Consider the following 25,337-nt stretch of genomic DNA (forward strand, 5'->3'; position numbering starts at 1 on the left):
CCTCCCGTCAGACTGCCGCGTAGGCGACGATGCCGCGGCGGACCGCGTCCGTCGCGCGTCGGGCGGTCTGGGCGAGGTCCTCGTCGCCGGCGTTCCGGACCTGGTCGAGGAGGTCGATGACCTGCTTCGACCAGCGGACGAAGTCCCCCGCCGGTAGGTCGAGCGTCCGCAGGACGTCGTCGAGCGCGGAGCCAGACGCCCACCGGAACATGCCGACCGCCATCGCCGGCGTCGGTGGCTGCGAGCCGGCGAGCCGGGCGTCACGCTCGATGTCGTCGAGACGAGCCCAGATCGTCAGGGTCTCGTCGAGCGCCGGGCGGAACGCACCCCGCGGGAGGGCGTGCTCGGTGCCCGGGGCGTCCTCGCGACGCGGCTGGTACACGATCGTGGCGGCCATCGCGGCGAGCTGCGCCGGGGTGAGGTCCTTCCAGACCCCGGCCTCCAGGCACTCGGCGACGAGCAGGTCCCGCTCGCCGTAGATCCGCTGCAGCCGTCGACCGCCCGCGGCGACCGTCGCCTCGCCGTTGCCGGTCGCGACGAGGTAGCCGAGTTCGAGCAGCACGTCGGTGACCCGGTCGAACGTCGTCGCCACGGCGCCGGTCCGGGACCGGATCTGCTGCACCAGCTTGTCGTTGGCGCGCTTGAGCTTGTACCAGCGCTCGGACCAGCGGGCGTGGGCCTCGCGGTCCGGGCAGGCGTGGCAGGGGTGGCGCTGCATGCGACGGCGGACGTCGGTGATCGCCGCCTGGCGTTCGGCGCGGGCACCGTGCGAGGCCTCACGCCCACCGGGGACGTTCGTCCGCTCGAGGTCAGAGAGCTCGCGTCGGAGCGCCGCGTACTCGGTGAAGTCGCCGAGGTGGCACTGCATCGCCTGCTGGTAGCCGTCGAGGGACTCCTGCTGCGACCGGACCTTGCGGGCGAGGTCGACCACCGAGCGGTCGGCCTGGAACTGCGCGAACGAGGTCTCGAGGACCTCACGGGTGCGCTGCCGCCCGAACTGGTCGATGAGGTTCACGGCCATGTTGTAGGTCGGCTTGAACGACGAGTTCAGCGGGTAGGTGCGTCGGCTCGCCAAGGACGCCACGGCCTGCGGGTCGAGACCGTCCGACCACTGGATGACCGAGTGCCCCTCGACGTCGATGCCGCGGCGACCGGCACGACCGGTGAGCTGCGTGTACTCCCCCGGCGTGATCGGCACGCGGGCCTCACCGTTGAACTTCTCGAGCTTCTCGAGCACCACGGTCCGTGCGGGCATGTTCACGCCGAGCGCCAGGGTCTCCGTCGCGAACACGACCTTGAGGAGCTTGCGCTGGAAGAGGTCCTCGACGACCTCCTTGAACGCCGGCAGCAGCCCGGCGTGGTGCGCGGCGATGCCCCGCTCCAGTCCCTCGAGCCACTCCCAGTAGCCCAGGACGGCGAGGTCCTCGTCGAGGAGCGTCCGACAGTGGTACTCGGCCGTCTCGCGGATCTCGTTGCGCTCCGGGGCGGTCGTCAGCGAGAGCCCCGAGCGGAGCACGTTCCGGACGCCCTGGTCGCAGCCGTTGCGGCTGAAGACGAAGAAGATGGCCGGCAGCAGCATCCGCTCGTCGAGCATGTGGGCGATGCGTTCACGGTGCAGCTTCTCGGTGCGCGGACCACGGCGGTCGTGGTAGCCGCCTCGTCCCCGACCACCACGGTGCCCGCCCCCGTGCCGCTCGCTCCGGGACGCACCGCCGACGAGCCGCAGGAGCTCGGGGTTGACCCGGTTCGTCGCCGCGGCGCCGCTCGAGTCGAACAGGTCGACCATCTTCGAGCCCACCAGCACGTGCTGTTCCAGCGGCACCGGGCGGTCCTCGGACACGATCACGTCGGTGTCGCCGCGGACGGTCTGCAGCCAGTCGCCGAACTCCTCGGCGTTCGACACCGTGGCGCTCAGGGACACCAGCCGGACCTCGGTGGGCAGGTGCAGGATGACCTCTTCCCACACCGCGCCGCGGAACCGGTCCGCCAGGTAGTGCACCTCGTCGAGGACCACCCAGGCGAGGTCGTCGAGCAGGTCGGAGTCCGCGTAGATCATGTTGCGGAGGACCTCGGTCGTCATCACGACGACCCGGGCCCGGGGGTTCACGTTCGTGTCGCCGGTGAGCAGTCCCACCTCGGACTCGCCGTAGACGTCCACGAGCTCCGAGTACTTCTGGTTGCTCAGCGCCTTCATCGGCGTCGTGTAGAACACCTTCGCCGTCGGCTGCCGCATCGCCAACCAGATCGCGAACTCGGCGACGATCGTCTTGCCGGCACCCGTCGGGGCGGCCACGAGCACGCTGCGGCCCTGGTCCAACGCGTCGCAGGCGGCGAACTGGAACGGGTCGAGGTCGAAGCGGAGGTCGGTGCGGAACAGTTCGAGGTTGCGGGAGCGGTTCCGGATCTTCGCAGCGGCGAACCGCTCGGCGGCGCTCGGCCCGGTGCTGGCGCTCGGCTGCGTCCTGGGACTCACAGTCCGTACTCTTCGTCGAGCTTCGCCTGACGCTTCGCCACCCGGCGGTCGTGGAACCAGGCGACCGCGCAGGCCGCCACGTAGAGGACGATCATCGGCACCGCGAGCAGGAACATCGAGATGACGTCGGCACTCGGCGTGACGATCGCGCAGAAGACCAGGATGCAGAGGATCGCGATCCGCCACGACTTCATGATCGACGAGGCCGACAGCACGCCGACGAAGTTCAGCAGCACGAGGAACACCGGCAGCACGAAGGCGATGCCCACCGCGACGATGAGCTTGATGACGAAGTCGTAGTACGCCTTCGCGTCGACGATCGAGGTGTCCTGGCTCGACACGAAGCTGCCGAGGATGCCGACGACGTGCGGCAGGATGTACCACCCGAACCAGCACCCGGCGAAGAACAGCGGGATCGCGGTGCCGAGGAAGCCCCAGACGTACTGCTTCTCGCGCCGGACCAGTGCGGGGACGATGAACGCCCAGATCTGGTAGAGCCACACCGGACTCGAGATCACGATGCCCATCGTGATCGCGATCTGCAGCCGCAGGTCGAACGCGCCGGTGATCATCGGGAAGTTCAGCTCGGCCGTGTGCCCGCCGACCTTGGCGAGCTCGGCGACCGGGGCCCGGAGCGAATCGAGCACGAACGGCGTCAGGAACCACCCGCCCACGGCACACACCGCCACGGCGATGACGGCCTTGAACAGGCGGTTGCGCAGCTCGATGAGGTGCTGCCCGAGCGACATGCGGCCCTCGGTGTCCTTCGTCGGACGTCCGGTCCGCCTCGCTCGCCCGCGCGCGGTCGTCGAAGCCATGTGGTCGATCCTACGGGACGGGGGCCGACAGTCCGTCGTGTCCGTGCGGACCCGCGCTGGTTCGTGCGGTGGGGCGCGTGCGGTTCTTCCCATAGCGGGCGCGGTAGGAAGCGGAATCGCGCGTACCTGGCCGAAAGAAACGACCAGGTACGCGCGGAACGGCCACCTGTGCACGAAACGGCCCCGGGGACGGACGGGAGGCGCGGGGCGGACCGGCACCGTGCCTCCAGGCCGGCGGCGGCCGGGGTGCGTGGTGAGCGATTCCTCCCATAGCGGGCGCGGTAGGAAGCGGAATCGCGCGTACTTGGCCGAAAGAAACGACCAGGTACGCACGAAACGACCACCTGTGCACGAAACGGCCCCGGGGACGGACGGGAGGCGCGGGGCGGACCGGCACCGTGCCTCCAGGCCGGCGGCGGCCGGGGTGCGTGGTGAGCGATTCCTCCCATAGCGGGCGCGGTAGGAAGCGGAATCGCGCGTACCTGGCCGAAAGAAACGACCAGCTACGCGCGGAACGGCCACCTGTGCACGAAACGGCCCCGGGGACGGACGGGAGGCGCGGGGCGGACCGGCACCGTGCCTCCAGGCCGGCGGTGACCAGGTGCGTGGTGAGCGGTTCTTCCCATAGCGGGAGCGGTAGGAAGCGGAATCGCGCGTACCTGGCCGAAAGAAACGACCAGCTACGCGCGGAACGGCCACCTGTGCACGAAACGACCAGCTACGCGCGGAACGGCCACCGATGCACGAAACGACCACCTACGCGCGGAACGGCGCCAGGGACGGACGGGAGGCGCGGGGCGGGCCCGCACCGTGCCTCCCGGCCGGTGTTGGCCGGGGCGCGCCGGGGCGACCTGTGGTCAGTACGCGGCGACGGCGGCAGCCGCGAAGTCGCGGACCGCAGCGCGCGCCGCCGGCGGGTCGAGCACAACCGCACGGCCAGGCAGACCGGCGACGAGCCGGACCACCCCGTCGAACCCGTTCGACGCCGCCAGGCGGATGCGCACCCGGCCGTCACCGTCGGACGCGTCCGCGGTGTCGGCGAGGAAGTCGGCCACCAGGGGCAGCGACGACGAGTCGAGCTCGACCGTGACGATGACGTCCTCGGCGGCCTGCTGGAAGAGCGTGTCAGGGATCACGACGTCGTCGACGGACTTCTCCGCCGCACGGTCGTCGATCCGCACGGCGGACATCCGGTCGAGGCGGAACGTCCGGAGCGCCTGTCGGTCGAGGTCCCAGGCGCGGAGGTACCAGTCGGTGTCGATGGACTCGACGCGCAGGGGGTCGACGCGGCGGGGACCACCCTGCGTGCGGGGCCCGGCGTACTCGAAGGCGAGCCCGCGGCCGTCGGCCATCGCGCGGCGGATCGTGGCGAGGGCGACGTCGTGCAGGTCCTGCCCGACCGCGACGTTCGCTGCCGCTCCCCCGGCACCGCGGGACAGCTTCGCCATCAGCGCTCGGATCGCGTCGCGGTCGGCCGCCTCGGGCAGCGCCGACAGGTACTGCAGGCCGGCGATGAGGGCCGAGGCCTCGCGCGCGGAGAGCCGCGGGGAGTCGTCGATCGCGACGAGGTTCGTCAGGACGATCATGTCGTTCTGGTCGAAGTCGTCCCAGGCGATGTCGAAGAGGTCGCCGTGCTGGTACTGCATCGTCTCGCCGGGGACCCCGGACACCGCGATGAGCTCGACCGCTCGACGGATCCGGGCCTCGGGCACGCCGAAGTGCCGGGCGGCCTCGGCCACCGAGACGCGTTCGCGGTCGATGAGGTACGGCACGAGGGCGAGCAGGAACGCGAGCTTGTCCTGCGCCTGCAGCGGTTGCTGCTCAGCCACGGTTCGTCCCTTCGTGGTCGGACACGAGCGCCCGCAGTCTGGCGGTCACCCGGTCGCGCAGGTCGGCCGGTTCGAGCACCTGCACCTCCGGCCCGAAGGCCGCGAGTTCTTCGGCCAGGATCTGCGGGTCGACGTGGTGCAGCACGAGCACGCCGGGCTCGTCGGTCTCGGTGTCGCGACGGCGGCCCAGGCGGCGTTCGGCGTCGGAACCCCGCACGACCCGGATGCGCGCGGTGCGGGCCGCCCAGATGCGTTCCAGCTCGGTCAGCGTGCGCTCGCCAGCACCGGCGGGTGCGGGGTGCTGCCCGACCTCGTACTGGGTGACCGGCCCGACGATGCGGGAGAGCAGGTAGTTCTTGTCGGAACTGCTCGCGAACTCGTGCGCCGCGAGCATCCACCGTCCGCCGTGCTGCACGAGCGCGAGGGGTGCGACCTGACGGCGTCGCGCTTCGTGCTGTCCGGGGGTGATGTAGTCGAACCGGACGGCCGCCGAGCGGTCGAGCGCGGACCGGAGCGGTTCGAACGCGACGTCCCGGGCGCGGAGCCGCGGTGCGTAGGCGTCGACGCCGATCGCGCCGGCGCCCTCGTCGTCCTCGGACCCGGCGGAGCGCACCTTCAGGAGTCCGCGACGGGAGTCCGCTGACAACGCGCCCTCGCGCCAGGCCATCGCGGCGAGCGACAGCAGCGCGGACTCGTCCGGGGTGAAGCGGACGTCGTCGGGCAGGTCGTACTCGCCCTTCGGGATCCGGTACCGGAGCGTCTGGTTGTTGCCCGCGGCGCCCGGGGTCTCGATGGTCTCGAGGGGGATGCCGAGTTCGCGGACGTCGTCCTTGTCGCGCTCGAACTGCCGCTCGAGCGAGGCGTTGTCGCCCCCGGTGGTGAAGCGCTGGCGGTACCCCTGCACGTTCGCGAGGATCTCCGACTTCGTGAGCCCGGACTCCGTCGAGAGCAGCGCGAGCACCAGGCTGAACAGCCGTTCCTCGGCAGGCACACGGGGCACACGGGTCGCTGGCACGAGCCGATCCTACGGCAGCGCGGGGGCACCGGAGTGCACCCGCGCCGCGGTCCGTGGACGGTCCGGAGGGGTCAGTTCGAGATCTTCCCGAGCACGTCGATCACGTAGGCGTAGGCGGTGCCCTGCTGGTGCACGATCGCGAGCACCTGGTCGCCGACGCGGTGACCGACGATGGCGTTCCGGACGCCCTCGGCGACCTGTCCCTTGGCGAGCGGGATCGACTGCGCACCGGAACCGTCGGTCCAGCTGGAACCGGCCACGGTCGCGTCGGCACCGTCGGCTCCCCAGGTGACGGCGGTGTACTTGATGAGCGCGGTGTCCTTCGCGGTCAGCTCGGCACCGGAGCCCTTGCGGAGGAGGTGGGTCTCGTCGGAGGCCGGGGCCTTCCAGGACGGGATCGTGATGCCGGGGGCACCGGACGGGGCGAGCACCACGGCGGGCATCCCGTCGCCGGCGAGCTGCGGCGTGCCGGTGGCGCGCGCGTCGAAGGCCCGCTTGACGTCGATGACGGCGATGACGGCGTCCTCGGTCTTGTTCGAGCGCGTGCCCGTGTCGCCGGTCGCCGCGGAGCTGAGGGCGCTCTTCGGCAGGGCGACGGCCAGCCGGTCGCCGACGTGCGCGCACTCGAGTGCGGCGCCGAGCGCACCGTAGTTGCCGGCGCCCGCGGTGATCGGCGCGGTCGCGCCGGAGTACCCGCTCGTCTGGGCGACGTCACCGGTGGCGCCGTCGACGAGGGTGTACTCGATGATGACGGGGGTGCCGTCCTCGACCTCGCGTCCGTCGCCGTTCCGCAGCACGGAGACCTGCGTGCCCTTGGTGGTGAGGCCGGCGGGGACCGAGACCTTCGGCTCCTTGCCGAACGACCCGGTGGCGGTCACCGCTTCGGACGCGGCACCGGGAGCGGCGCAGCTCGACGGCGTCGTGCCGGCCCCGCTGGACGCGCAGCCGGTGAGCGCTGCGGCGAGGCCGATGGTGACCAGGAGTGCGGGGATGGTGCGCACGGACCCTCTTTCCGTTCGATGCAGGACGGGCACGTCGCGTAGCCTACCGGTCGCCCGCAGGAGCCTCGTCCGCGTCGGACGGGGCGGCCCCGGCCTCGGCGGCGGCGACCTTGCGTGCCTGCGCGGCTGCCTGCCGTGCGACCTTGCGGAGCTTCTTGTCGCTCGCCGAGCGCTCGCCCACGGCGCCGGGGGTCCAGGCCTCGACGTCCTCGTCGGAGAACTCGACCTTGCCTGCGCGACGCTTCAGGTTCGGGAGCACGACGCCGTCGGCGAGGCGGCGCGCGGTGACGAGGAACCCGGTGTGCCCGACCATGCGGTGGTCCGGACGGACGGCGAGCCCCTCGACGTGCCAGGTGCGGACGAGGGTCTCGCTCGACTGCGGGTCGGTGAAGCGGCCGGTGTCGCGGAGCGCCTCCGCGGTGCGGGACAGCTGCGTGACCGTCGCGACGTAGCAGACGATCAGGCCACCGGGCACGAGGGCGTCCGCGGCGGCGTCGACGCACTCCCAGGGCGCGAGCATGTCGAGCACGACCCGGTCGACGCTCTGCGGCTCGGTCGCGCCGGGCAGCTCCTCGACGAGGTCGCCGACCGTCACCGACCAGTTGTCCGGGACGGCCCCGAGGAAGGTGCCGACGTTGCCGCGGGCGATGGCGGCGAACTCCTCGCGTCGCTCGAAGGACTGCAGCTGCCCGGTCGGACCGATCGCCCGGAGGAGGAAGAGCGAGAGGGCGCCGGAGCCGACCCCGGCCTCCACCACGCGGGCGCCGGGGAACACGTCCGCGAAGGCGACGATCTGCGCGGCGTCCTTCGGGTAGACGATCGCCGCACCGCGCGGCATCGACATCACGTAGTCGTTCAGGAGCGGCCGGAGCGCGAGGTACTCGTCCCCGGTGCTCGCCCGGATCACCGAGCCGTCCGGCTGCCCGATCACGTCGTCGTGGCGGAGGACGCCGCGGTGCGTGTGGTACTCGCCGGCCGTCTCGAGGGACAGCGTGGTGAGCTTTCCCTTCGGCCCGGTCAGCTGCACACGGTCGCCGGCACGGAACGGACCGCGGGGCGGGGTGTGCGGGGCGCCGCCGGCGGTGTGCGGGAGGGCGTCGATCGGGTCGGTCATCGTGCGACCTCCTGGGTGCGGGCGGCGAGGGCCGGACCGGTCAGCTCGACGAGCCGGTCGACGTCCACGTCCGCCAGGGTGGTCAGGTGCACGTCGCCACCGGTGATGTCGGACAGCGGGACGATGTGCTCGACGGCGACCGTCACGGCACCGGAGGCGACGGCCGAGGCGACCCCGGTCGCGGAGTCCTCGATCGCGACGCAGGCGGTGGCCTCGACCCCGAGCGCGGCAGCGGCGGCGAGGTACGCGTCCGGGAACGGCTTCGGCCGCTCGACGTCGTCGCCGGCGACGACGACCCGGAAGCCACGCTCCCCGAGCGCGTCGGCCGCGACGAGCGCCATCTTCCGACGCGACATCGTGACGAGCGCGGTCGGGATGCCCCGACCGTGGAGTTCCTCGATGAGTTCCCGCGCACCCGGGCGCCAGGGCAGGTCGCCGGCACGCAGCCGCACCATGACGTACTCGGTCATCCACTGGATGATCTCCTCGACCTCCATGTCGACGCCCTTGTCGCGGAGGATCTCGCCGGACCGCTCGAGGCCGCTGCCGACGAGGGCGAGCCCGTCCTCGTGGGTCCACACGACGCCGTAGCGTTCGGTCAGCTCGACCTGGGACTGCTGCCAGATCGGCTCGGTGTCGATGATCGTGCCGTCCATGTCCCACAGCACGGCTGCGGGCAGGACTCGGTCGGGGTGCTGGGCGGTCACGGGCGACGAGTCTACCGGGGCGCTCGGTCGCGCTTTCCGCTCAGCGCGGACGTGCGGGCGCGGGGAACGCCCGCGGCCCTATCCTTGTTGCCTGAATCGTGTCCGGCCGAGTGCGGCCCGCGCCGCTCCCGCCCCGCTCCACCACCAGGAGGTCCCGTCCGTGCCACAGCACTCCCCCTTCAGCGACGGACGACTGCTCGTCGTCGCGTTCGAGGGCTGGAACGACGCCGGAGAAGCGGCGAGCGGTCTCGCCAGGCGCATCGTCGAGTCGCTCGAGCTCGACGAGCTGCGCGAGCTCGACGGTGAGCGGTACGTCGACTACCAGTTCAACCGGCCGAACGTCGGCGTCGACGACAACGGTGTGCGCGGCGTCCAGTGGCCGCGCATCGTCCTGCACGGTCCCGGCGCCGAGGGGCGTCCCGTGATCGGCGCCACCGGGTCGCCGTCCGAGCGCGACGTCTTCGTGCTCGTCGGCCCGGAGCCCTCGCGCACCTGGCGGGGCTTCTGCGCCGAGATCATCGACCTGGCGGACGTCTACTCGATCGACGCGGTCGTGTTCGTCGGCGCGATGCTCGCCGACGTCCCGCACACCCGACCGATCTCGGTGTTCGTGTCGAGCGAGAACGCCGGCGTCCGTGCGGCCTTCGACGTCGACAAGTCCTCGTACGAGGGTCCGACCGGCATCCTCGGCGTCCTCGCCGACGCCATGGACAAGGCCGGCCTCACCACGCTGTCGCTCTGGGCCTCCGTGCCGCACTACGTGCACAACTCGCCCTCGCCGAAGGCCACGCTGTCGCTCCTCGACAAGATCGAGGAACTCACCGACGTCACCGTGCCGCGCGGCTCACTGCTCGACGACGCGACCGAGTGGGAGGAGGGCATCGACGCCCTCGCCGCCGACGACGAGGACATGGCCTCGTACATCGGACAGCTCGAGCAGGCGCGCGACACCGTCGACTCCCCCGAGGCGTCCGGTGACGCCATCGCGCAGGAGTTCGAGCAGTACCTGCGCCGTCGGGAGCGCAAGGACGGCAAGGAGGGCGGCACCGCCGGCGGCGAGGGCTTCCGCCCGCCGCAGCCCCCGCAGTAGACAGGGTCCGGTTGATCGCAGAAGGTGTCGGCTCCGGGAGGGCGGAGCGACAGTTCGTGCGACCACCGTGAGACGCGCACGGCACGTCGTGCGACCAACGCCGACCGACGATCCGGAGGCGCGGTGCGGGCCCACCACGACCCTCCCGTCCGGACGGCCCACGGCGTTGGTCGCGGAAGGTGTCGGCTCCGGCAGCGCGGGGCGACACTCCGTGCGACCACGGTGACACACGCACGCCACGTCCTGCGACCAACGCCGACCGACGGACTGGAGGCGCGGTGCCAGCTGGCACCGCGCCTCCAGTCCGTCATCGGGTCGCGCCTGTCGCGAGCCGCTCCGTGGAGCCGAGATCGCACTCCGGCGGGCGTTCCCGGGACGGGCCGCCGCCGGAGTGCGATCTCGCGGGGCGGTCAGGCCAGGCGGATGCCGAGCAGCGCGTCGACGAGGTCGACGAGCTCCGGCGTGACCGCCGTCCCACCGGCGATCGCGGTGTCCACGGCGGCGACCGCACCCGGCGTGTCGAGGTCGTCCGCGACCCGCGCACGCACGCGGGCGACGACGTCCGCTGCGTCGTCCACGTGGCCCGCGTCGGCACCGGACGCCCACGCGTCCCAGGTCGCGAGCCGCGTCGTGGCACTCGTGAGCTCGGCGTCGAACCACTCCCAGTCGTCGGAGTACTTGTGCGACAGGAGCGCGAGCCGGATCGCCCGCGGGTCGGCGCCGTCGTCGAGGAGACCGCGCACGGTGACGAGGTTGCCGAGGGACTTCGAGATCTTCTCGCCCTGGTACGCGATCATCCCAGTGTGCACGTAGGCGTTCGCCAGGGGCTGGTGCGCGAGGGCGGCTGCGTGCCCGGCGCTCATCTCGTGGTGGGGGAACACGAGGTCGCTCCCGCCGCCCTGCACGCTGATCGGCAGGCCGAGGCGGTCGCCGGCGATGACGCTGCACTCGATGTGCCACCCGGGCCGTCCGGCGCCGAGGACGGTGTCCCAGCTCGGCTCGCCGGCGCGGGCGGCACGCCACACCAGCGGGTCGAGCGGGTCGCGCTTGCCGGGCCGGTCGGGGTCGCCGCCGCGTTCGGCAGCCAGTCGGAGCATCGTCTCGCGGTCGAGGCCGCTCTCGTCGCCCAGGGCCCAGGCCTCGGTCGGGCGGTTCACGTCGAAGTAGACGTCCTCGCCCTCGGAGTCCGCGGTGGGGACGTCGTACGCGTACCCGGTCTCCTGCAGGAACGCGACCGCCTCGGCGACGCGCTCGACCTCGTCGGTGACGGCGACGTAGTCGTCCGGCGGCAGGACGCGGAGCGCCTCCATGTCGCGGCGGAACAGGTCGATCTGCGACGCCGCCAGGTCACGCCAGTCGATGCCGTCCCGTGCGGCGCGCTCGAGGAGCGGGTCGTCGACGTCGGTGGTGTTCTGCGCGTACTCGACCTCGAGACCGGCGTCGCGCCAGACACGGCCGAGCGTGTCGAACGCCAGGTACGTCGCGGCGTGCCCGAGGTGGGTCGCGTCGTACGGGGTGATGCCGCAGACGTAGAGCGCGGCACGCTCCTCACCGCCGGTCGGGTCGACGGGCCTGCCGGTCGCCGTGTCGTGCACGACGGGCCGGGGCGCGGAACCGGGGACTTCGGGGACGGACGGGACCTGCCAGGCCCTCACGGCTGGATCACTCCGAGCGACAACAACACGAGGAGAACGATACCGAGTGCGATGCGGTAGACGACGAACGGCATGAAGCTGCGCTTGCTGATGTAGTTCATGAACGCCGCGATCACCACGAAGCCGACCACGAACGCCACCACGGTCGCGATCAGGGTGTCGGCGAGGCCGAACGGTGCGCCGGTCTCCCCCAGGCTCGTCGCCGCCTCGTACAGCCCGGACAGGAAGACGGCGGGCACCGCGAGCAGGAACGCGAAGCGTGCGGCCGCCGGTCGGGTGTACCCGAGGGCGAGTCCCATCGACACCGTGGCCCCGGAGCGCGAGACGCCGGGCACGAGCGCCAGCATCTGCGCCAGCCCGATCAGGATGCCGCCGCCGAAGGTCATGTGCTCGATGCGCCGGACCTTCTTGCCGACGACGTCCATCACGCCGAGGACGACGCCGAACACGATCAACACGATCGCGACGATCCAGAGCGACCGGAACGTGGTCTCGATCGAGTCCTTCAGCAGCAGCCCGGCAACACCGATCGGGATCGTGCCGAGGATGACGAGCCACCCCAGCCGGGCGTCGGGGTCGTTCCGCGGGACCGTCCGCCCGGACAGCGACCGGAACCACCGCCCGATGATCCGGGTGATGTCCTTCCAGAAGTAGATCAGCACGGCCGTCTCGGTGCCGAGCTGGGTCACCGCGGTGAAGGCCGCCCCCGGGTCCTTCGCGTCGGGCAGGAACAGCCCCACGATCCGGAGGTGCGCGCTCGACGAGACGGGCAGGAACTCGGTGAGCCCCTGGACGAAGCCGAGGAAGATCGCCTCGAGGATGTGCATCGTGCGGGCCTTTCGGGGAGGACGGTCAGGACACCGCCACGACGGCGACCATCAACAATATCAGTACGTGGCGAGCAGGTCCCCGAGGACACGGCGTCCGAACGCGATCGCGTCGAGCGGCACACGCTCGTCGACGCCGTGGAACATCGCCGGGAAGTCCACCCCGGCGGGCAGCTGCAGGGGCACGAACCCGTACCCGGCGATCCCGAGGGTCGACAGCGCCTTGTTGTCCGTGCCGCCGGAGAGCAGGTACGGCAGCACCGGGGCACCCGGGTCGTGGCGACCCAGGACGTCCCGCACCGCGTCCACCAGCGGACCACCGAAGTCCTGCTCCAGCCCGATGTCGCGGAAGGACATCACGACCTCGACGTCGTCGCCGGCGAGTTCCCGCACGCGGGCGAGCACCGACTCCTCGTCGCCCGGCAGGCACCGGATGTCGACGAGCGCCTCGGCCTGGTCCGGGATGACGTTGTGCTTGTACCCGGCGTTCAGCACCGTCGGGTTCGTGGTGGTGTGCAGGGCCGCGTGGATGAAGCGCGACGCGGACCCCGTCGCCAGCGCCACCTCGTCCGGACCGGTCACCGTCGGGTCGACCCCGAGGAACCGTGCGACCTCGGCCACCATCGCGTCCGTCGTCGCCGAGAGCCGGACCGGCCACTCCTCGCTGCCGATCCGCGCGACCGCGGCCGCGAGCTTCGTCACCGCGTTGTCGCGGATCACGTGCGAACCGTGCGCTGCCGTGCCCCTCGCGACGAGCTTGATCCACATCAAGGCCTTCTCGCCCGTCTGCAGCAGGTACGCCCGACGGTCGCCGAGGGTGATCGAGTAGCCGCCGACCTCGCTGATCGCCGCACTGGCTCCCGCGAAGACCTCGGGGTGGTTCTCGACGACGTGGTGCGACCCGAGCACTCCCCCGGCTTCCTCGTCCGCGAAGTACGCGATCACGAGGTCCCGCTCCGGAGCGCCCTGCTGCTCGATCACGTCCGCGAGGGACGTCAGCATCATCGCGTCCATGTTCTTCATGTCGACGGCGCCGCGGCCCCACAGCATGCCGTCCTTGACCTCGCCGCCGAACGGGTCCACCGACCAGTTCGCCGGGTCCGCCGGCACCACGTCGAGGTGCCCGTGCACCACGAGCGCCGGCTTGTCCCGGTCACGCCCCGGCACCCGGGCGACGACGCTCACCCGGTCCGGCTCCGACTCGAACAGCTGCGGCTCCAGCCCCAACGCGCGCAACTTCGCCTCGACGTAGTGCGCTGCCTCCGTCTCGCCCCGGGACTTCCCCTCGCCCCAGTTCGTCGTGTCGATGCGGATCAGGTCGCGGGCGATCGCAGCCGTCGTCTCGAGGTCGGTCACCGTCGCGTCCGGGTTCGTCATGCCCCCACGCTACCGGTCGCCACCGACCCCACCCGGAGCCGTCACCGCGAAGGACGCGCCCGGGATGCGCCGCCGTGTTCATCGCGCGTTCAGAGCCGTGCTAGTGTCTTCTCTCGGCAGGAACGCCGGGGAAAACCCGGGAAACAGACACCAGACACCCTGTCCGGGTGGCGGAATTGGTAGACGCGCTAGCTTGAGGTGCTAGTGCCCGTATTAGGGCGTGGGGGTTCAAGTCCCCCCTCGGACACAGAAAATGGATGCCCCCTGACCTTGCGGTCGGGGGGCATTTTCTGTTGCGTCTTCCCGGCGAGTGGCGCCGTCGCTCCGCTCGGGGCGCCACCGCCTCTGGCGGAACCGCTTCGCTGCGCTCAGGGTGCGGCGTGGGGGCTCCGGAAGGTCGGTCACCACGTGCCAGTTCGCTGCGCTCACGGCCCCCGACGCGGCACCTCCGGTAGGTCGGTCACCACGTGCCAGATCGCTGCGTGGGGCTCCGGGAGGTCGGTTGCGAGGTCGATGTGCGCGCATCAGGCGACACCGCACGCGTCGAACGACCGGCGGGACGTCGCACCATGCACACGCACACGATGCGCGCGCATCAGGCGACACCGCACGCGTCGAACGACCGGCGGGATGTCGCACCACGCAGACGCAGACGCAGACGCAGACGATGCCACGGACGGACTGGAGGCGCGGTGCCAGCTGGCACCGCGCCTCCAGTCCGTCAGGGGGTCGCGACTAGCTCTTCGACGCCTCGACGAAGTTGCTGCGCGGGTCCGTCTCCTTGATCAGGGAGGTCGCGTCGCGACCGGACACGGCACCGGTCACCCAGCCGATGACGATGCGGGCCTTCCGGTTCAGCGTCGGCATCGCGTACACGTGGTACGCACGGTGCGCGAGCCACGCGAGGACGTTCGTCATCTTGATGCCCTTGATGTTCGCGGCACCCTTGCCGACACCGTACGACGCGACCGTGCCGATCGACGGGTGGCGGTACTCCTCCAGCGGCTTGCCGGTGATCGTCGCGACGACGTTGTCCGCCGCGACGACGGCCTGCCGGACGGCGTTCTGCGCGTTCGGCGGGTAGTACGCGGGCTGCTTGTCGGCGGTGAGGTCCGGGACCTGCGCGACGTCGCCGAGTCCCCAGACGCCCGGGACGACCTCGTGGGTCTCCTCGTTCTCGACCTGGAGCTTCGCGTTCGCGGCGAGGTGCCCCTTCGGCCCACGCGGCAGGTCCGAGGCGTCCAGGAGCGGGTTCGGCTTGACGCCGGCCGTCCACACGAGCAGACCGGCAGCGAACTCGTCGCCGTCGGAGAGCTTGATGACGCCGCCCTCGGCACTCGGCATCGTGGTCTTCAGGCGGACGTCGATGCCGCGGGCACGGAGCGCCTCGAGCGTCCACTTGGACAGCTCCGGGCCGACCTCCGGCGCGACGCGGTCGAGCGCGTCGATGAGCACCCAGCGCGGGTGCTCCCCGGCGAGCGACGGGTACGTCTTGATGGCGGCCTGCGACACGTCGAACAGCTCGCCGATCGCCTCGACACCGGTGTAGCCACCGCCGACGAAGATGCTCGTGAGCAGACGGCGACGCTCGTCCTCGTCACGGGTGGCAGCGGCCTTCGCGATGTTGTCGAGCAGCTTCGCGCGGACGTACGCGGCTTCCTCGACGGACTTGAAGCCGACGCCGTACTCCTCGAGGCCCGGCGTCGGGAACGTGCGCGTGACCGACCCCAGGGCGACGACGAGCTGGTCGTACCCGAGCGTGCGGTCGTCGCCACCGGCCGTGGCGACGGAGACGGTCTTGTCGGCCGCCGAGATGCCGGTGACCTTGCCCTGGATCACCCGGGTCTTCCGGAGCGCACGACGGAGCTCCACCGTGACGTCCTTCGGGGCGATGTGGCCGCCGGCGACCTCCGGCAGGAACGGCAGGTACGTGTAGTACGTGTTCTGGTCCACCAGCGTGATGCGCATCGGCACCGTGGCCGCGTGCTTCTGGAGCTGCTTGACGGTGGAGTAACCAGCGGAGCCGCCGCCGAGGACGAGGACGTGAGGGATGGAGTCTGCCATGCCCCCGGTCTACCCGAATACGGCTTGTGATGTCATGAGCCGCGCGGGCGGTCGCGCAGACGCCACCACGCCGTCTCCGCGAGCTCGACGCCCGTGTAGACGCCGTGCGGGGTCCGGCGCGACTCCGTGAGCGAGAAGCGACGCAGCCGGTAGCCGCCGCCGAACCGGTCGATGATGGCCTCCGGCGAGGACTCGGCGTCGCGTCGGACGTACCAGGTGCGGTCGTCGACCGGCTCGATCACGCGGCGGACCCGACGGCGACGCAGGTCACCGACGCCCGCCGATGCGGGAGCGGAGCAGGTCGATGCGCTTCTGGATCTGCTCGATGCTCGCCTGCGCCACGGCCGGTCCCCCGCTGATCCGTCGGAGCTCGGCGTGGATCGCGCCGTGCGGCTCGTTCGAGTGCCGCGACCAGATCGACACGAGCCGGTGCAGCTCGGACCGCTGCTCCTTGATCGTCTGGTACATCGGGCGGTCCTCGGGCGGCTGGACCTTCGGCATGCCGTCCTTCGGCGACCGACCCTTGGCGCGCTTCGCCTGGGTCGCCTGCCGCGCACGGAGCAGGTCGCGCACCTGGTCGGGTTCGAGCAGGCCCGGGATACCGATGAAGTCGAGCTCCTCCAAGGATCCGACCTCGCCCCCGGTGCCGAACTCGCCGCCGTCGTAGAGCACCCGGTCGAACGAGGCCTGCGAGTCGAGCGCCTCGAACGGCTGCACCTCGAGCAGGCTCTCGGACGCGCGGTCCTCCTTGTTGGCCTCGGCGACCATCGCGTCCTCGGGGTTGTACATCCCGTCGTCGGCGTCCTTCGGGCGGTCCAGTGCGTGGTCGCGTTCGAGTTCGAGGGACGCCGCCAGGGCCATCAGCCCCGGCACGCTCGGCAGGAACACCGAGGCCGTCTCACCGCGGCGTCGGGCGCGCACGAAGCGGCCGATCACCTGGGCGAAGAACAGCGGCGTGCTCGCGCTCGTGGCGTACACGCCGACGCAGAGCCGCGGCACGTCGACGCCTTCCGACACCATGCGGACCGCGACCATCCAGCGCGAGGTGTCCTCGGCGAAGGCCCCGATCCGGCTCGACCCCGCGGCCTCGTCGGAGAGGACGACCGTCGGCCGCTCCCCCGTGATCTGCTGCAGGATGCGAGCGTAGGCGCGGGCCGTGGTGGTGTCGGTGGCGATGACCAGGCCGCCGGCGTCCGGGACACCACGACGGACCTCGGTCAGGCGCTTGTCGGCGGCGGACAGGACCGCGGGCATCCACTCGCCCTCGGGCGACAGCGCGGTGCGCCAGGCCTGGGCGGTGATGTCCTTCGTCACCTGTTCGCCGAGGGACGCCGACATCTCGTCGCCCATCCGGGTCTTCCAGCGCATCTGACCGGCGTACGCCATGAACAGCACGGGACGCACGACGCCGTCCTTCAGCGCCCGGCCGTAGCCGTAGTTGTAGTCGGAGATCGAGGTGCGGATGCCCTGCTCGTCGGGTGCGTACTGCACGAAGGGGATCGGTGCGGTGTCCGACCGGAAGGGCGTGCCGGAGAGCGAGAGCCGGCGCGTGGCCTTCGAGAACGCCTCCCGGATGCCGTCACCCCACGTGAGCGCGTCCCCGCCGTGGTGGACCTCGTCGAGGATGACGAGCGTCTTGCCGCCGGCCGTGATCCGCTGGTGGACCTCCGGGTTCATGCCGACCTGGGCGTACGTGATCGCGACGCCCTGGTAGTGCCGGCCGAACATGCCGTCACCGTTCTTGAACATCGGGTCGATGCGGATGCCGACCCGGTCGGCGGAGTCCGCCCACTGGCGCTTCAGGTGCTCGGTCGGGGCGACGACGACGATGCGGTCGACGGTGCCGCGCGCGAGGAGCTCGGTGGCGAGCCGGAGCGCGAACGTGGTCTTGCCGGCACCGGGCGTCGCCGCCGCCAGGAAGTCCCGCGGCTCGGTCTCGAAGTACTTCGTCAGCGCCTCGACCTGCCAGGCGCGCAGCTTGGAGGCGGTCCCCCAGGCAGCGCGGTCCGGGAACGCCGGAGACAGGTGCTGGACGGCGGAGTTGCCGGCCGCCTCGGCAGCGGCCACGGCGTCGTCGTGCGCGGCAGCGGCGGACCCGTCCGGATCGTGCGCGGAGGTGTCGTCCCACAGCGACGCGGGCTGGTCCCCGGGCCCTGGCTGATCGGTGTACTCGGCTGCGCTCACTGGAGGAGATTCTACCGTCACCCTCGGTCCTGCCGAGCGTGCGGGACGTGCCCCTCGGGCGCGCCGCGCACCAGGGATGCCGGGCGCAGCACGCCGGCGCCGAAGCGGGCGGCGACCGCGTCGACCGTCGTCTCGGTCTCGCGCCACGGCGCGTCGTCGTCCCAGAGGGCGTTGCTCGCGGCGGCCGGCACCAGGTTCTCGCCGCGAACGCCGATCAACCGGATCTGGTTGCCCGGCCGGTGCAGCACGTCGTACAGCTCGACGGCTTCCCGGTGCAACCGCTTGGCGACGTCGGTCGGCTCCGCGAGCGTGCGCGACCGGGTCAGCGTGGTGAAGTCGGTGTAGCGGACCTTGAGCGCCACCGTGCGCGCCTGGACGTCGGCGCGACGGAGCCGGACCGCCACCTTGTCGGCCAGGCGCAGGAGTTCGCGGGCGACGTCGTCACGCTCGGTGAGGTCGCGACCGAACGTCACCTCGTGCCCGATTGACTTCTCGCCGACACCGGCCTCGACGACCCGGGGGTCCCGCCCCCAGGAGAGGTCGTGCAGCCGCTGCCCGCCGGCCGGTCCGAGCGCCGACACGAGGGAGCCGAGCGGCGTGGTCGCCAGGTCGCCGACGGTGCGGATGCCGCGGCGCTCGAGGGTCTCCTGCGTCTTGCCGCCGACGCCCCAGAGCGCAGACACCGGCTGCGGGTGCAGGAACGCCACCGTGTCCGCCGCGGGCACGACGAGCAGCCCGTCCGGCTTGGCCCGGCTGGACGCCAGCTTCGCCACGAACTTCGTCGACGCCGCACCGACCGAGCAGTGCAGACCGGTCTCCTGGTACACGGCGGCACGGATCGCCCGGCCGATCTCCCAGGGGGTGCCGTACAACCGGATCGCCCCGGCGACGTCGAGGAACGCCTCGTCGATGCCGAGCACCTCGACGCGTGGCGTGAAGCGGCCGAACACGGCCATCACGGCGGCGGACTTCGCCCGGTACTTCTCGAAGTGCGGCTCGACGATGATCGCGTTCGGGCACCGGCGCTTCGCCACGGCCATCGGCATCGCGGAGTTCACGCCGTACTTGCGGGCCTCGTACGTGGCGGCGGTCACGACGGACCGGTCCGAGTCGTGCCCGATGACGACCGGCAGACCGCGGAGGTCCGGACGGTCGAGCAGTTCGACGGAGGCGAAGAAGGCGTCCATGTCGACGTGCAGGACGCTGGCGGTCAGGTCGTCGACGGGCGCGTCGGACACCAGGCGGTTGCTTCCGTCCTGTTTGCTCACGCCTCGATGGTGCCAGCAGCCACCGACATCCCGCTCTTCACCGCGCGCCGGCGTGCGCCGCGGTCGCACCGGGTGCGCTCGCGAGGTGGAGGCGGGCCGTCACGGTGCGAGGTTCCGCCCACCGTGGGACGCCGCGCGGATCGCACAGTGCGCGGAACCTCGCACGCTGCGGCAGCTTCCTCGCACGGTGCGAGCTCGCGGCGCAGCACGCCGGGCCGACAGCCGGGCAGCGCAGCGCGCCGCAGCCCGCCGCGCCGTCAGCCGAGCGGCCCGAGCACCGACGCCGCGATCGTCCGCGCCGCCGAGTCCCGCGACGACGGGTGGTACTGCCCCGCCCGCACGTCCCGCGCCAACCGCGCCAACTCCCCCGACGCCCGGTACGCCCCACCGCCGACGACGCGCATCGCCTCGTCCACCACGTGCTGCGCCGCGTCGACCGCCCGGGCCTTCGTCCCGACCAGCAACGGGAACCAGCGCGCACCCAGGTCGTCGAGCTCGTCGACCGACCGCGCGAGCGAGGACACCTGCAGCTCGACCGCGTCGACCGTGCCACGCATGTCCGCGATCGCCCGGCGCACGTCCGGGTCCTGCGACCGCGGTGTGCCGTCGACCGCCGTCCGCTGCGCAACGGCGCCCGCCGCGAGGGTGACCGCCCGGGTCGCGATCCCGACGTACACCGAGGCGATCAGGACCTCGAACGCGGCGAAGATCCCGAAGACGAGCGGGTCCTGACTCGGCCCGACGGGCAGGCTCCGCACGATGCGGTCCGCCGGCACGTGCACGCCGTGCAGCCGGGTGGTGCGGCTCTGCGTGGCCCGCATCCCGAGGGTGTCCCAGTCGTCGAGGTGTTCGACGTCGCCGTCGGCACGCAGCACGAACCCGTGCACGAGCCGCGGCTCCGGTCCGCTCTCGTCCTTGCCGAAGACGCTCAGGACGTCCCACGCCGGCGCGAGCGACGTGAACACCTTCGTCCCGGTGAACCGGTACCCGCCGTCGCCGTCCGGCTCCGCCGTCGTCGACGAGTCGAAGAGCACGGCGTCGTTGCCGGGTTCGCTGACACCGAAGGCGAGCAGGTGGTCGTCCGCCGCGTGGTCGGTGACGGCCTGGAGGAACGACTCGCCCCGCGCGGACACGGCCCGCGCCGCCTGCACCCACACCTGGTGCATCCCGAGCCCGAGCGCCGTCGCCGGCGCGGCCTCCGCGAGACGGCGCTGCACCGCGCTCGTCGCGGCGAGTCCGAACCCCGCGCCGCCGCGGTCGACGGGCACCCCGAGCCGGAGGTACCCGGCGGCCTGCAGCTCGTCCAGGTCCTCGGCGCAGAACGCGTTGTCGGCGTCGTAGCCGGGCGCACGAGCAGCGATCCGGGCGAGGAGTTCGTCCGACAACGCGAGGGCGCTGGGCTCCGGCGCCGGGTTGGCCTTCGTCATGCCACGAGACTATGGTCCGAGTCGTGTCAGATCGTCATCCGTGGTCCAGGTACGTCGCGATCGGTGACTCGTTCACCGAGGGGATCGGCGATCCCGACCCCACCGTGCCGGGCGGCAACCGCGGCTGGGCGGACCGGGTGGCCGAGGTCCTCGCGCACCAGACCGACGACTTCGCCTACGCCAACCTCGCCATCCGTGGACGACTGCTCCAGCAGATCATCGACGAGCAGGTCGAGCCGGCCCTCGCGCTCCGGCCGGACCTCGTCACGGTGTCCGCGGGCGGCAACGACATCATCCGGCCGGGCTCCGACCCGGACGAGCTGGCGGAGCGGGTCGACGCCATGGTGTCCCGGCTGCGGAGCGACGGCGCGACGGTCGTGCTGTTCACGGGCCCGGACGTCGGCATGACCCCGGTGCTCGGCATGGTGCGCGGCAAGACGGCGATCTACAACGAGAACCTGCACGCGATCGCGCTGAAGCACGGTGCCCTGGTGGCGAACATGTGGGCGCTCCGGGTGCTCCGGGACCCGCGGATGTGGGCTCCGGACCGGCTGCACCACTCCCCGATGGGACACGCCACCGTCGCCGCGGCCGTCCTGGACGCGCTCGGGGTGGAGCACGGCCTCGAACCGTTCAACCCGGAGCCGCTCGAGGCCCGTCCCTGGCGGGAGGCACGCGCCGAGGACCTCGGCTGGGCGCGGGAGTACCTCGTCCCGTGGGTCGTGCGCCGCATCAAGCACACGTCGTCCGGCGACGGCGTCGTCCCGAAGCGCCCGGAGCTGCAGGACGTCGTCGAGCACCGGTCCGACACCCCCTGATCCCGTGATCGCCCGCCGCCGCCACCGCCGCACCGCCGTGCTCCGCGGTGCACTCGTGGCAGCGGTCCTCACGCTCGGCGTCGCCGGGTGCAGCGGTCCGGAACCCATCGGCGACCGCTACGACGGTGCCGGACCGGGAGCGCTCGCCACGGACCCGGCGGACACCGGCCCCGCAGTCGGGTGGGTGACCGAGGGTCAGCGGTTCTTCGTCACCACGTACGGCTCGTCGAGCTGCCCGACCGTCCCGACCGCGATCGAAGCGGGCGCCGACGGACCACGGGTCCGGATGACCACCGTCGGCGGCCCCGACTGCACGGCGGACCTCGGCCCGACGTCGTACGCCCTCGACCTCCCCGAGCGGTTCCGCACCCGCGACCGGATCGTCGTCGCGCTCCGGTTCGAGGACGACCGCGTCGTCGAGCGTGCGCTCCCGGAACGTTCTGCGGCGCCCTGACCCGTGACGACCCGCTAGCCCCGTCGGATCAGTCGGCGGGGCGTCGCAACGTCAGCGGGCCGTCGTGCAGGGGCTGGGTGGCCCAGGCGGCGCTCGCGGTGCCGGTGGTGGGGTCGACGCGGAGGTGCAGCAGGTGCGGCGTCTCGACGAAGCGGACGTCGACGCGGACGGTGCCGTCCGGATCTGCGGCACCACTCGCGGCGAGGGCGCCGTCGATCGCCCACTCCCCCTCGCCGACCGGGACGGACAGCGTGCCCCCGTCGACGTCGATCGACGCGCGCCACCGGTCACCGTCCCGGGTGAACGCGAGCGCGTCGATCCCGTCGCCAGCGAAGGGGCCGGCGGCGGCGAGGTCCGGGAGCCGGCCACCCGCGACGGCGGGGAGTCCGAGGGAGGCGAGTCGTGCCTCCAGGCCGGTGTCCCCGGCCGCGTCGACGTCAGCAGCATCGAGGGCGGGCAGGAGGTGTTGCCAGGCCGCGTCGAGCACGGCCTGCATGTCCAGGCTCTGCCCGGTCAGGGCGAGGACGACGTCGTGCTCCGGCAGGACGACGCAGAACTGGCCGTACGCGCCGTCGCCGCGGAAGCCGTGCCGCGCCATCCAGAACTGGAAGCCGTAGCCCTGGCTCCAGTCCGGGTTCGACTCCTGCGGGTTCTCGACCTGGGTGCGCGTGGCCTGGTCGACCCAGTCCTCGTCGAGGATGCGCTCGCCGTCCCGGACGCCGCGCTCCAGGTACAGCTGGCCGAGCGCCGCGATCGCCGAGGTGGGCGCGTAGCACCCGCTGAAGCCGAGCTCCGCACCGGTGTCGTCGCGCCGCCAGGCGAGGTCGTCGATGCCGAGCGGGTCGAGCAGTCGGGGGCGCAGGTACTCCACGAGCGAGGCACCGCTGACCCGTCGGACGATCGCGCCGAGGGTGTACGTGCACGGCTGGTTGTAGGCGAAGACCGTGCCGGGTTCCTCGTCCGGCGGGGTGAGCAGGAAGCCGCGGACGAGGTTCTCCGGGTCGGCGGCGCGGGCGCGTTCGAGGGCTTCCTCGCGGTGGCCGCTCGCCATCGCGAGCAGGTGTCGGACGCGGATCCGGCGGCTGCGGTCGTCGGTGACGTCCGCGTCGAGCTCGGGGAAGTACGACAGGGCGGTGGCGTCGAGGTCGACCAGGCCCTCGCGGACGGCGATCCCGACGGCGGCTGCCGTGAAGCTCTTGCTGAGCGAGTACAGCAGGTGGACGCGCTCGGCGGCGTACGGCGCCCACCACCCCTCGGCGGCGACCTGCCCGTGCCGGAGCAGCACGATGCTGTGCGGCTCGACGTCGGGCGTGGACTCGAGGGCGTCGAGGAAGCGCGCGATGCCGCGGGCGTCGATGCCGAGGGCGGACGGGGTGGACCGGGGGAACGTCGTCGTCACCCGTCCGAGCCTACGGACCGGAGCCCGACGACGTCCGGGGTCGGGTCCGAGGCGAGTCGTGCGTGCGTCTCGACGTCGAACCGTTCGTCGCCGTACCGGAGCTTCTCGCGCTCGACACCCTCCGCCCGGAACCCGGCCCGGGTGGCGACGGCGCACGAGGCGGGGTTGTTCGTCCGGTGCCCGAGCTCGAGCCGGTGCAGGCCGAGCGCGAAGGCGTCCTCGGACGCGGTGACGAGCGCGCGGGTCGCGAGCCCCCGGCCGCGGGCCGCGGCGGTCAGCCAGTACGACACCCACGCCGTGCCGTGGCCGTACTCGATCGCCGTCACGCCGACGGCGCCGACCACGGTGCCCGCGTCGACGACCGCCCAGTTCCGGGCGTGCTCGTCGTGCCGGTACCGCGTCGCGATGAAGCCCTCGGCGGACCGGTCGTCGTCGAACCGGGCGCCGCCGAGCTGCCGGGCGAGCTCCGGGTCGGCCGATGCCGCGCGGAGCGCAGCGGCGTCGGCACCGCGCCAGGGGCGGAGGACGGCGGAGGTCGTCACGCGCCCTGGAACGGGTTGGTCCATCGCCACCAGACGCCCGGGTCCTGGATGGGGCGCTCGAGGACGAGCGGCACCGTGACCGGGGCGTGGTCGGAGATCGTGAAGCGCACCACCCCGACACGCTCCCCCTTGGTGCCGAGGGTGATCCGTTCGAGCCGCGTCTTCGCCGACACCGTGGTCTTCCCCCACACCAGGACCTCGGACGCCGACCGCGAGACCGCGTCCGCCTCGTCCTGCCACGGCGTCGAGAACGTCCCGAATGTCTGCCCGGCGTGGGCGAGCGTCACGACCTGGAAGTTGTCCGCGACGGACCGCAGCAGCCGTTGCACGTCCACGTCGAGGGAGTCGTGGTCGACGCCGCCGAGCATCGCACCGATCACGGTGACGGTCTTGCCGCCGCGCTCGTACGTGGCGGCGAACAGCAGGCAGGCGCCGGCCTCGTCGAGGGTGCCGGTCTTGATGCCCTCGACGCCGTCCAGGCCCAGCAGCTTGTTCGAGTTCTCGATCTCGCCGGCGCCGGGGACGGTCACCTGCTTGGTGCCCACGACCTGCTTGACGACGGGGTTCGCGAGGGCGAGCTGCCCGAGCTGCACCAGGTCGGTCGCGGTCGAGGTGTTGTCGGCGTCGAGGCCGGTCGGTTCCTCGATCGTGGTGTCGTCGAGGCCGTGCGCGTCGAGCCACCGGTCCGCGGCCGCCCGGTACGCGTCCATCGAGCCGAACGCCCAGAGCGCGAGCGAGCCAGCGTAGTTGTTCGCCGACTTCATCAGCATGACCTGCAGCGTCTGGTACTCGGAGAGCCGCAGGCCGTCCGGCATCGGTGCGACCTCGCCGTTCACGGCCAGGTACTTCGCGTAGAGCGCCTGCATCGCCGGCGTGAACGTGATCGTCGGACCGGCCTGGCCCGGCTGGAGCGGCTTGCGGTCGAGCACCACGAGGGCGGTGACGACCTTCGAGATGCTCGCGATCGACCGCGGCTTCGTGTCCCCGCTCGTCCGCAGGCTCTCCGGGAAGTCCGTGGCCTCCACCGCCGTCGCGCCGTACCCGGGGAACCGCAGGTCCGGCACGGTGGACGTCGGCGCCGAGTAGGTGGTCGTCGAGGCGCTCGCCGGGGCGAACGGCACGACCGCCGCGGCCACGAGGTACCCGACCGCCAGCACGAGCACGGCGATGACGGAGATCGTCACGGGCCTCCGGACGGCGGAACGGGGGCGGCGGACGACTCGTGACACGGGAACCGAGCGTACCGGGGGCGGGTACCGCGATGCTGCGAGGACG

At 72.1% G+C, this 25,337-nt stretch carries 21 protein-coding genes and 1 tRNA gene; 4 read left to right on the forward strand and 18 right to left on the reverse strand.

The features are described from left to right. Positions 1 to 7 precede the first annotated feature (7 nt). The 7 genes from ACRQ4B_RS11610 to ACRQ4B_RS11640 all read right to left on the reverse strand — a co-directional run bounded on the left by ACRQ4B_RS11610 (position 8) and on the right by ACRQ4B_RS11640 (position 8,957). The gene (locus tag ACRQ4B_RS11610) at positions 8 to 2,473 is read right to left on the reverse strand and encodes a DEAD/DEAH box helicase (RefSeq protein ID WP_439691594.1); all 2,466 of its coding nucleotides are present in this window, start codon (positions 2,471 to 2,473) and stop codon (positions 8 to 10) included. Continuing rightward, positions 2,470 to 3,222 carry a twin-arginine translocase subunit TatC gene (tatC, locus tag ACRQ4B_RS11615; protein ID WP_439694383.1) on the reverse strand — a complete coding sequence of 251 codons (753 nt, stop codon included), beginning with the start codon at positions 3,220 to 3,222 and terminating at the stop codon, positions 2,470 to 2,472. The genes ACRQ4B_RS11610 and tatC overlap by 4 nt, the downstream gene beginning before the upstream one ends. A 926-nt stretch (positions 3,223 to 4,148) precedes the next feature. Next, positions 4,149 to 5,120 (reverse strand): helix-turn-helix transcriptional regulator, encoded by a 972-nt coding sequence (locus ACRQ4B_RS11620; RefSeq protein ID WP_439691595.1) that lies wholly within the window; start codon positions 5,118 to 5,120, stop codon positions 4,149 to 4,151. Beyond that, positions 5,113 to 6,135 (reverse strand): helix-turn-helix transcriptional regulator, encoded by a 1,023-nt coding sequence (locus tag ACRQ4B_RS11625; protein WP_439691596.1) that lies wholly within the window; start codon positions 6,133 to 6,135, stop codon positions 5,113 to 5,115. Before ACRQ4B_RS11625 ends, ACRQ4B_RS11620 begins: the two co-directional genes overlap by 8 nt. Positions 6,136 to 6,206: 71 nt before the next feature. After that, positions 6,207 to 7,136, reverse strand: a complete 930-nt coding sequence (locus ACRQ4B_RS11630; RefSeq protein WP_439691597.1) for an FKBP-type peptidyl-prolyl cis-trans isomerase — start codon at positions 7,134 to 7,136, stop codon at positions 6,207 to 6,209. Positions 7,137 to 7,179: 43 nt separating this feature from the next. After that, positions 7,180 to 8,250: a tRNA (adenine-N1)-methyltransferase gene (locus ACRQ4B_RS11635; protein ID WP_439691598.1), complete on the reverse strand. Its 1,071-nt coding sequence runs from the start codon at positions 8,248 to 8,250 to the stop codon at positions 7,180 to 7,182. After that, positions 8,247 to 8,957, reverse strand: a complete 711-nt coding sequence (locus ACRQ4B_RS11640; protein WP_439691599.1) for an HAD family hydrolase — start codon at positions 8,955 to 8,957, stop codon at positions 8,247 to 8,249. The genes ACRQ4B_RS11635 and ACRQ4B_RS11640 overlap by 4 nt, the downstream gene beginning before the upstream one ends. 160 nt (positions 8,958 to 9,117) lie before the next feature. Between ACRQ4B_RS11640 and ACRQ4B_RS11645 the strand changes: the two genes are divergently transcribed. After that, positions 9,118 to 10,047: a proteasome assembly chaperone family protein gene (locus tag ACRQ4B_RS11645; protein WP_439691600.1), complete on the forward strand. Its 930-nt coding sequence runs from the start codon at positions 9,118 to 9,120 to the stop codon at positions 10,045 to 10,047. 410 nt (positions 10,048 to 10,457) lie between these two features. Here ACRQ4B_RS11645 and mshC read toward each other — a convergent pair whose 3' ends face one another. The 3 genes from mshC to ACRQ4B_RS11660 are packed head-to-tail and all read right to left on the reverse strand — an operon-like array spanning position 10,458 to position 13,906. Further along, positions 10,458 to 11,702, reverse strand: a complete 1,245-nt coding sequence (gene mshC, locus ACRQ4B_RS11650) for a cysteine--1-D-myo-inosityl 2-amino-2-deoxy-alpha-D-glucopyranoside ligase (protein ID WP_439691601.1) — start codon at positions 11,700 to 11,702, stop codon at positions 10,458 to 10,460. Next, positions 11,699 to 12,529 carry an undecaprenyl-diphosphate phosphatase gene (locus tag ACRQ4B_RS11655; RefSeq protein WP_439691602.1) on the reverse strand — a complete coding sequence of 277 codons (831 nt, stop codon included), beginning with the start codon at positions 12,527 to 12,529 and terminating at the stop codon, positions 11,699 to 11,701. Before ACRQ4B_RS11655 ends, mshC begins: the two co-directional genes overlap by 4 nt. A 60-nt stretch (positions 12,530 to 12,589) precedes the next feature. Next, positions 12,590 to 13,906 carry a M20/M25/M40 family metallo-hydrolase gene (locus ACRQ4B_RS11660; RefSeq protein ID WP_439691603.1) on the reverse strand — a complete coding sequence of 439 codons (1,317 nt, stop codon included), beginning with the start codon at positions 13,904 to 13,906 and terminating at the stop codon, positions 12,590 to 12,592. Between the two features lie 161 nt (positions 13,907 to 14,067). Here ACRQ4B_RS11660 and ACRQ4B_RS11665 point away from each other — a divergent pair. Beyond that, positions 14,068 to 14,153 (forward strand) — tRNA-Leu (locus ACRQ4B_RS11665). A gap of 488 nt (positions 14,154 to 14,641) precedes the next feature. On the opposite strand, the gene ACRQ4B_RS11670 is transcribed toward ACRQ4B_RS11665, so the two are convergent. The 5 genes from ACRQ4B_RS11670 to ACRQ4B_RS11690 form a co-directional block, all read right to left on the reverse strand. Further along, on the reverse strand, positions 14,642 to 15,970 hold the full coding sequence (locus tag ACRQ4B_RS11670; RefSeq protein WP_439691604.1) for an NAD(P)/FAD-dependent oxidoreductase: 1,329 nt from the start codon (positions 15,968 to 15,970) through the stop codon (positions 14,642 to 14,644). A 32-nt stretch (positions 15,971 to 16,002) separates the two neighbouring features. After that, positions 16,003 to 16,212, reverse strand: coding sequence for a hypothetical protein (locus ACRQ4B_RS11675; RefSeq protein WP_439691605.1), 210 nt, complete (start codon positions 16,210 to 16,212; stop codon positions 16,003 to 16,005). Positions 16,213 to 16,237: 25 nt separating this feature from the next. Beyond that, positions 16,238 to 18,037: a DEAD/DEAH box helicase gene (locus ACRQ4B_RS11680; protein ID WP_439694384.1), complete on the reverse strand. Its 1,800-nt coding sequence runs from the start codon at positions 18,035 to 18,037 to the stop codon at positions 16,238 to 16,240. A gap of 134 nt (positions 18,038 to 18,171) precedes the next feature. Continuing rightward, a complete protein-coding gene (gene dinB / locus ACRQ4B_RS11685; protein WP_439691606.1) occupies positions 18,172 to 19,422 on the reverse strand; it encodes a DNA polymerase IV in 1,251 nt (416 codons plus the stop codon). Between the two features lie 257 nt (positions 19,423 to 19,679). Beyond that, on the reverse strand, positions 19,680 to 20,849 hold the full coding sequence (locus tag ACRQ4B_RS11690) for an acyl-CoA dehydrogenase family protein (protein ID WP_439691607.1): 1,170 nt from the start codon (positions 20,847 to 20,849) through the stop codon (positions 19,680 to 19,682). A gap of 23 nt (positions 20,850 to 20,872) precedes the next feature. On the opposite strand from ACRQ4B_RS11690, the gene ACRQ4B_RS11695 reads away from it, so the two are divergent. Together ACRQ4B_RS11695 and ACRQ4B_RS11700 are read left to right on the forward strand one after the other, a co-directional pair. After that, a complete protein-coding gene (locus ACRQ4B_RS11695; RefSeq protein ID WP_439691608.1) occupies positions 20,873 to 21,667 on the forward strand; it encodes an SGNH/GDSL hydrolase family protein in 795 nt (264 codons plus the stop codon). 4 nt (positions 21,668 to 21,671) lie between these two features. Then, entirely contained in the window at positions 21,672 to 22,121 is a 450-nt protein-coding gene (locus ACRQ4B_RS11700; RefSeq protein WP_439691609.1) for a hypothetical protein, read from the forward strand. Between the two features lie 28 nt (positions 22,122 to 22,149). Here the strand turns inward: ACRQ4B_RS11700 and ACRQ4B_RS11705 are convergent, their stop codons facing one another. The 3 genes from ACRQ4B_RS11705 to ACRQ4B_RS11715 are packed head-to-tail and all read right to left on the reverse strand — an operon-like array spanning position 22,150 to position 25,291. Then, entirely contained in the window at positions 22,150 to 23,520 is a 1,371-nt protein-coding gene (locus ACRQ4B_RS11705; RefSeq protein WP_439691610.1) for a serine hydrolase domain-containing protein, read from the reverse strand. Continuing rightward, positions 23,517 to 24,062, reverse strand: coding sequence for a GNAT family N-acetyltransferase (locus tag ACRQ4B_RS11710; RefSeq protein ID WP_439691611.1), 546 nt, complete (start codon positions 24,060 to 24,062; stop codon positions 23,517 to 23,519). Before ACRQ4B_RS11710 ends, ACRQ4B_RS11705 begins: the two co-directional genes overlap by 4 nt. Then, a complete protein-coding gene (locus ACRQ4B_RS11715; RefSeq protein ID WP_439691612.1) occupies positions 24,059 to 25,291 on the reverse strand; it encodes a D-alanyl-D-alanine carboxypeptidase family protein in 1,233 nt (410 codons plus the stop codon). The genes ACRQ4B_RS11710 and ACRQ4B_RS11715 overlap by 4 nt, the downstream gene beginning before the upstream one ends. Positions 25,292 to 25,337: the final 46 nt, after the last annotated feature.

Origin of the sequence: Curtobacterium sp. SP.BCo (assembly GCF_051903265.1) — a bacterium.
Taxonomy (GTDB): Bacteria; Actinomycetota; Actinomycetes; order Actinomycetales; family Microbacteriaceae; genus Curtobacterium.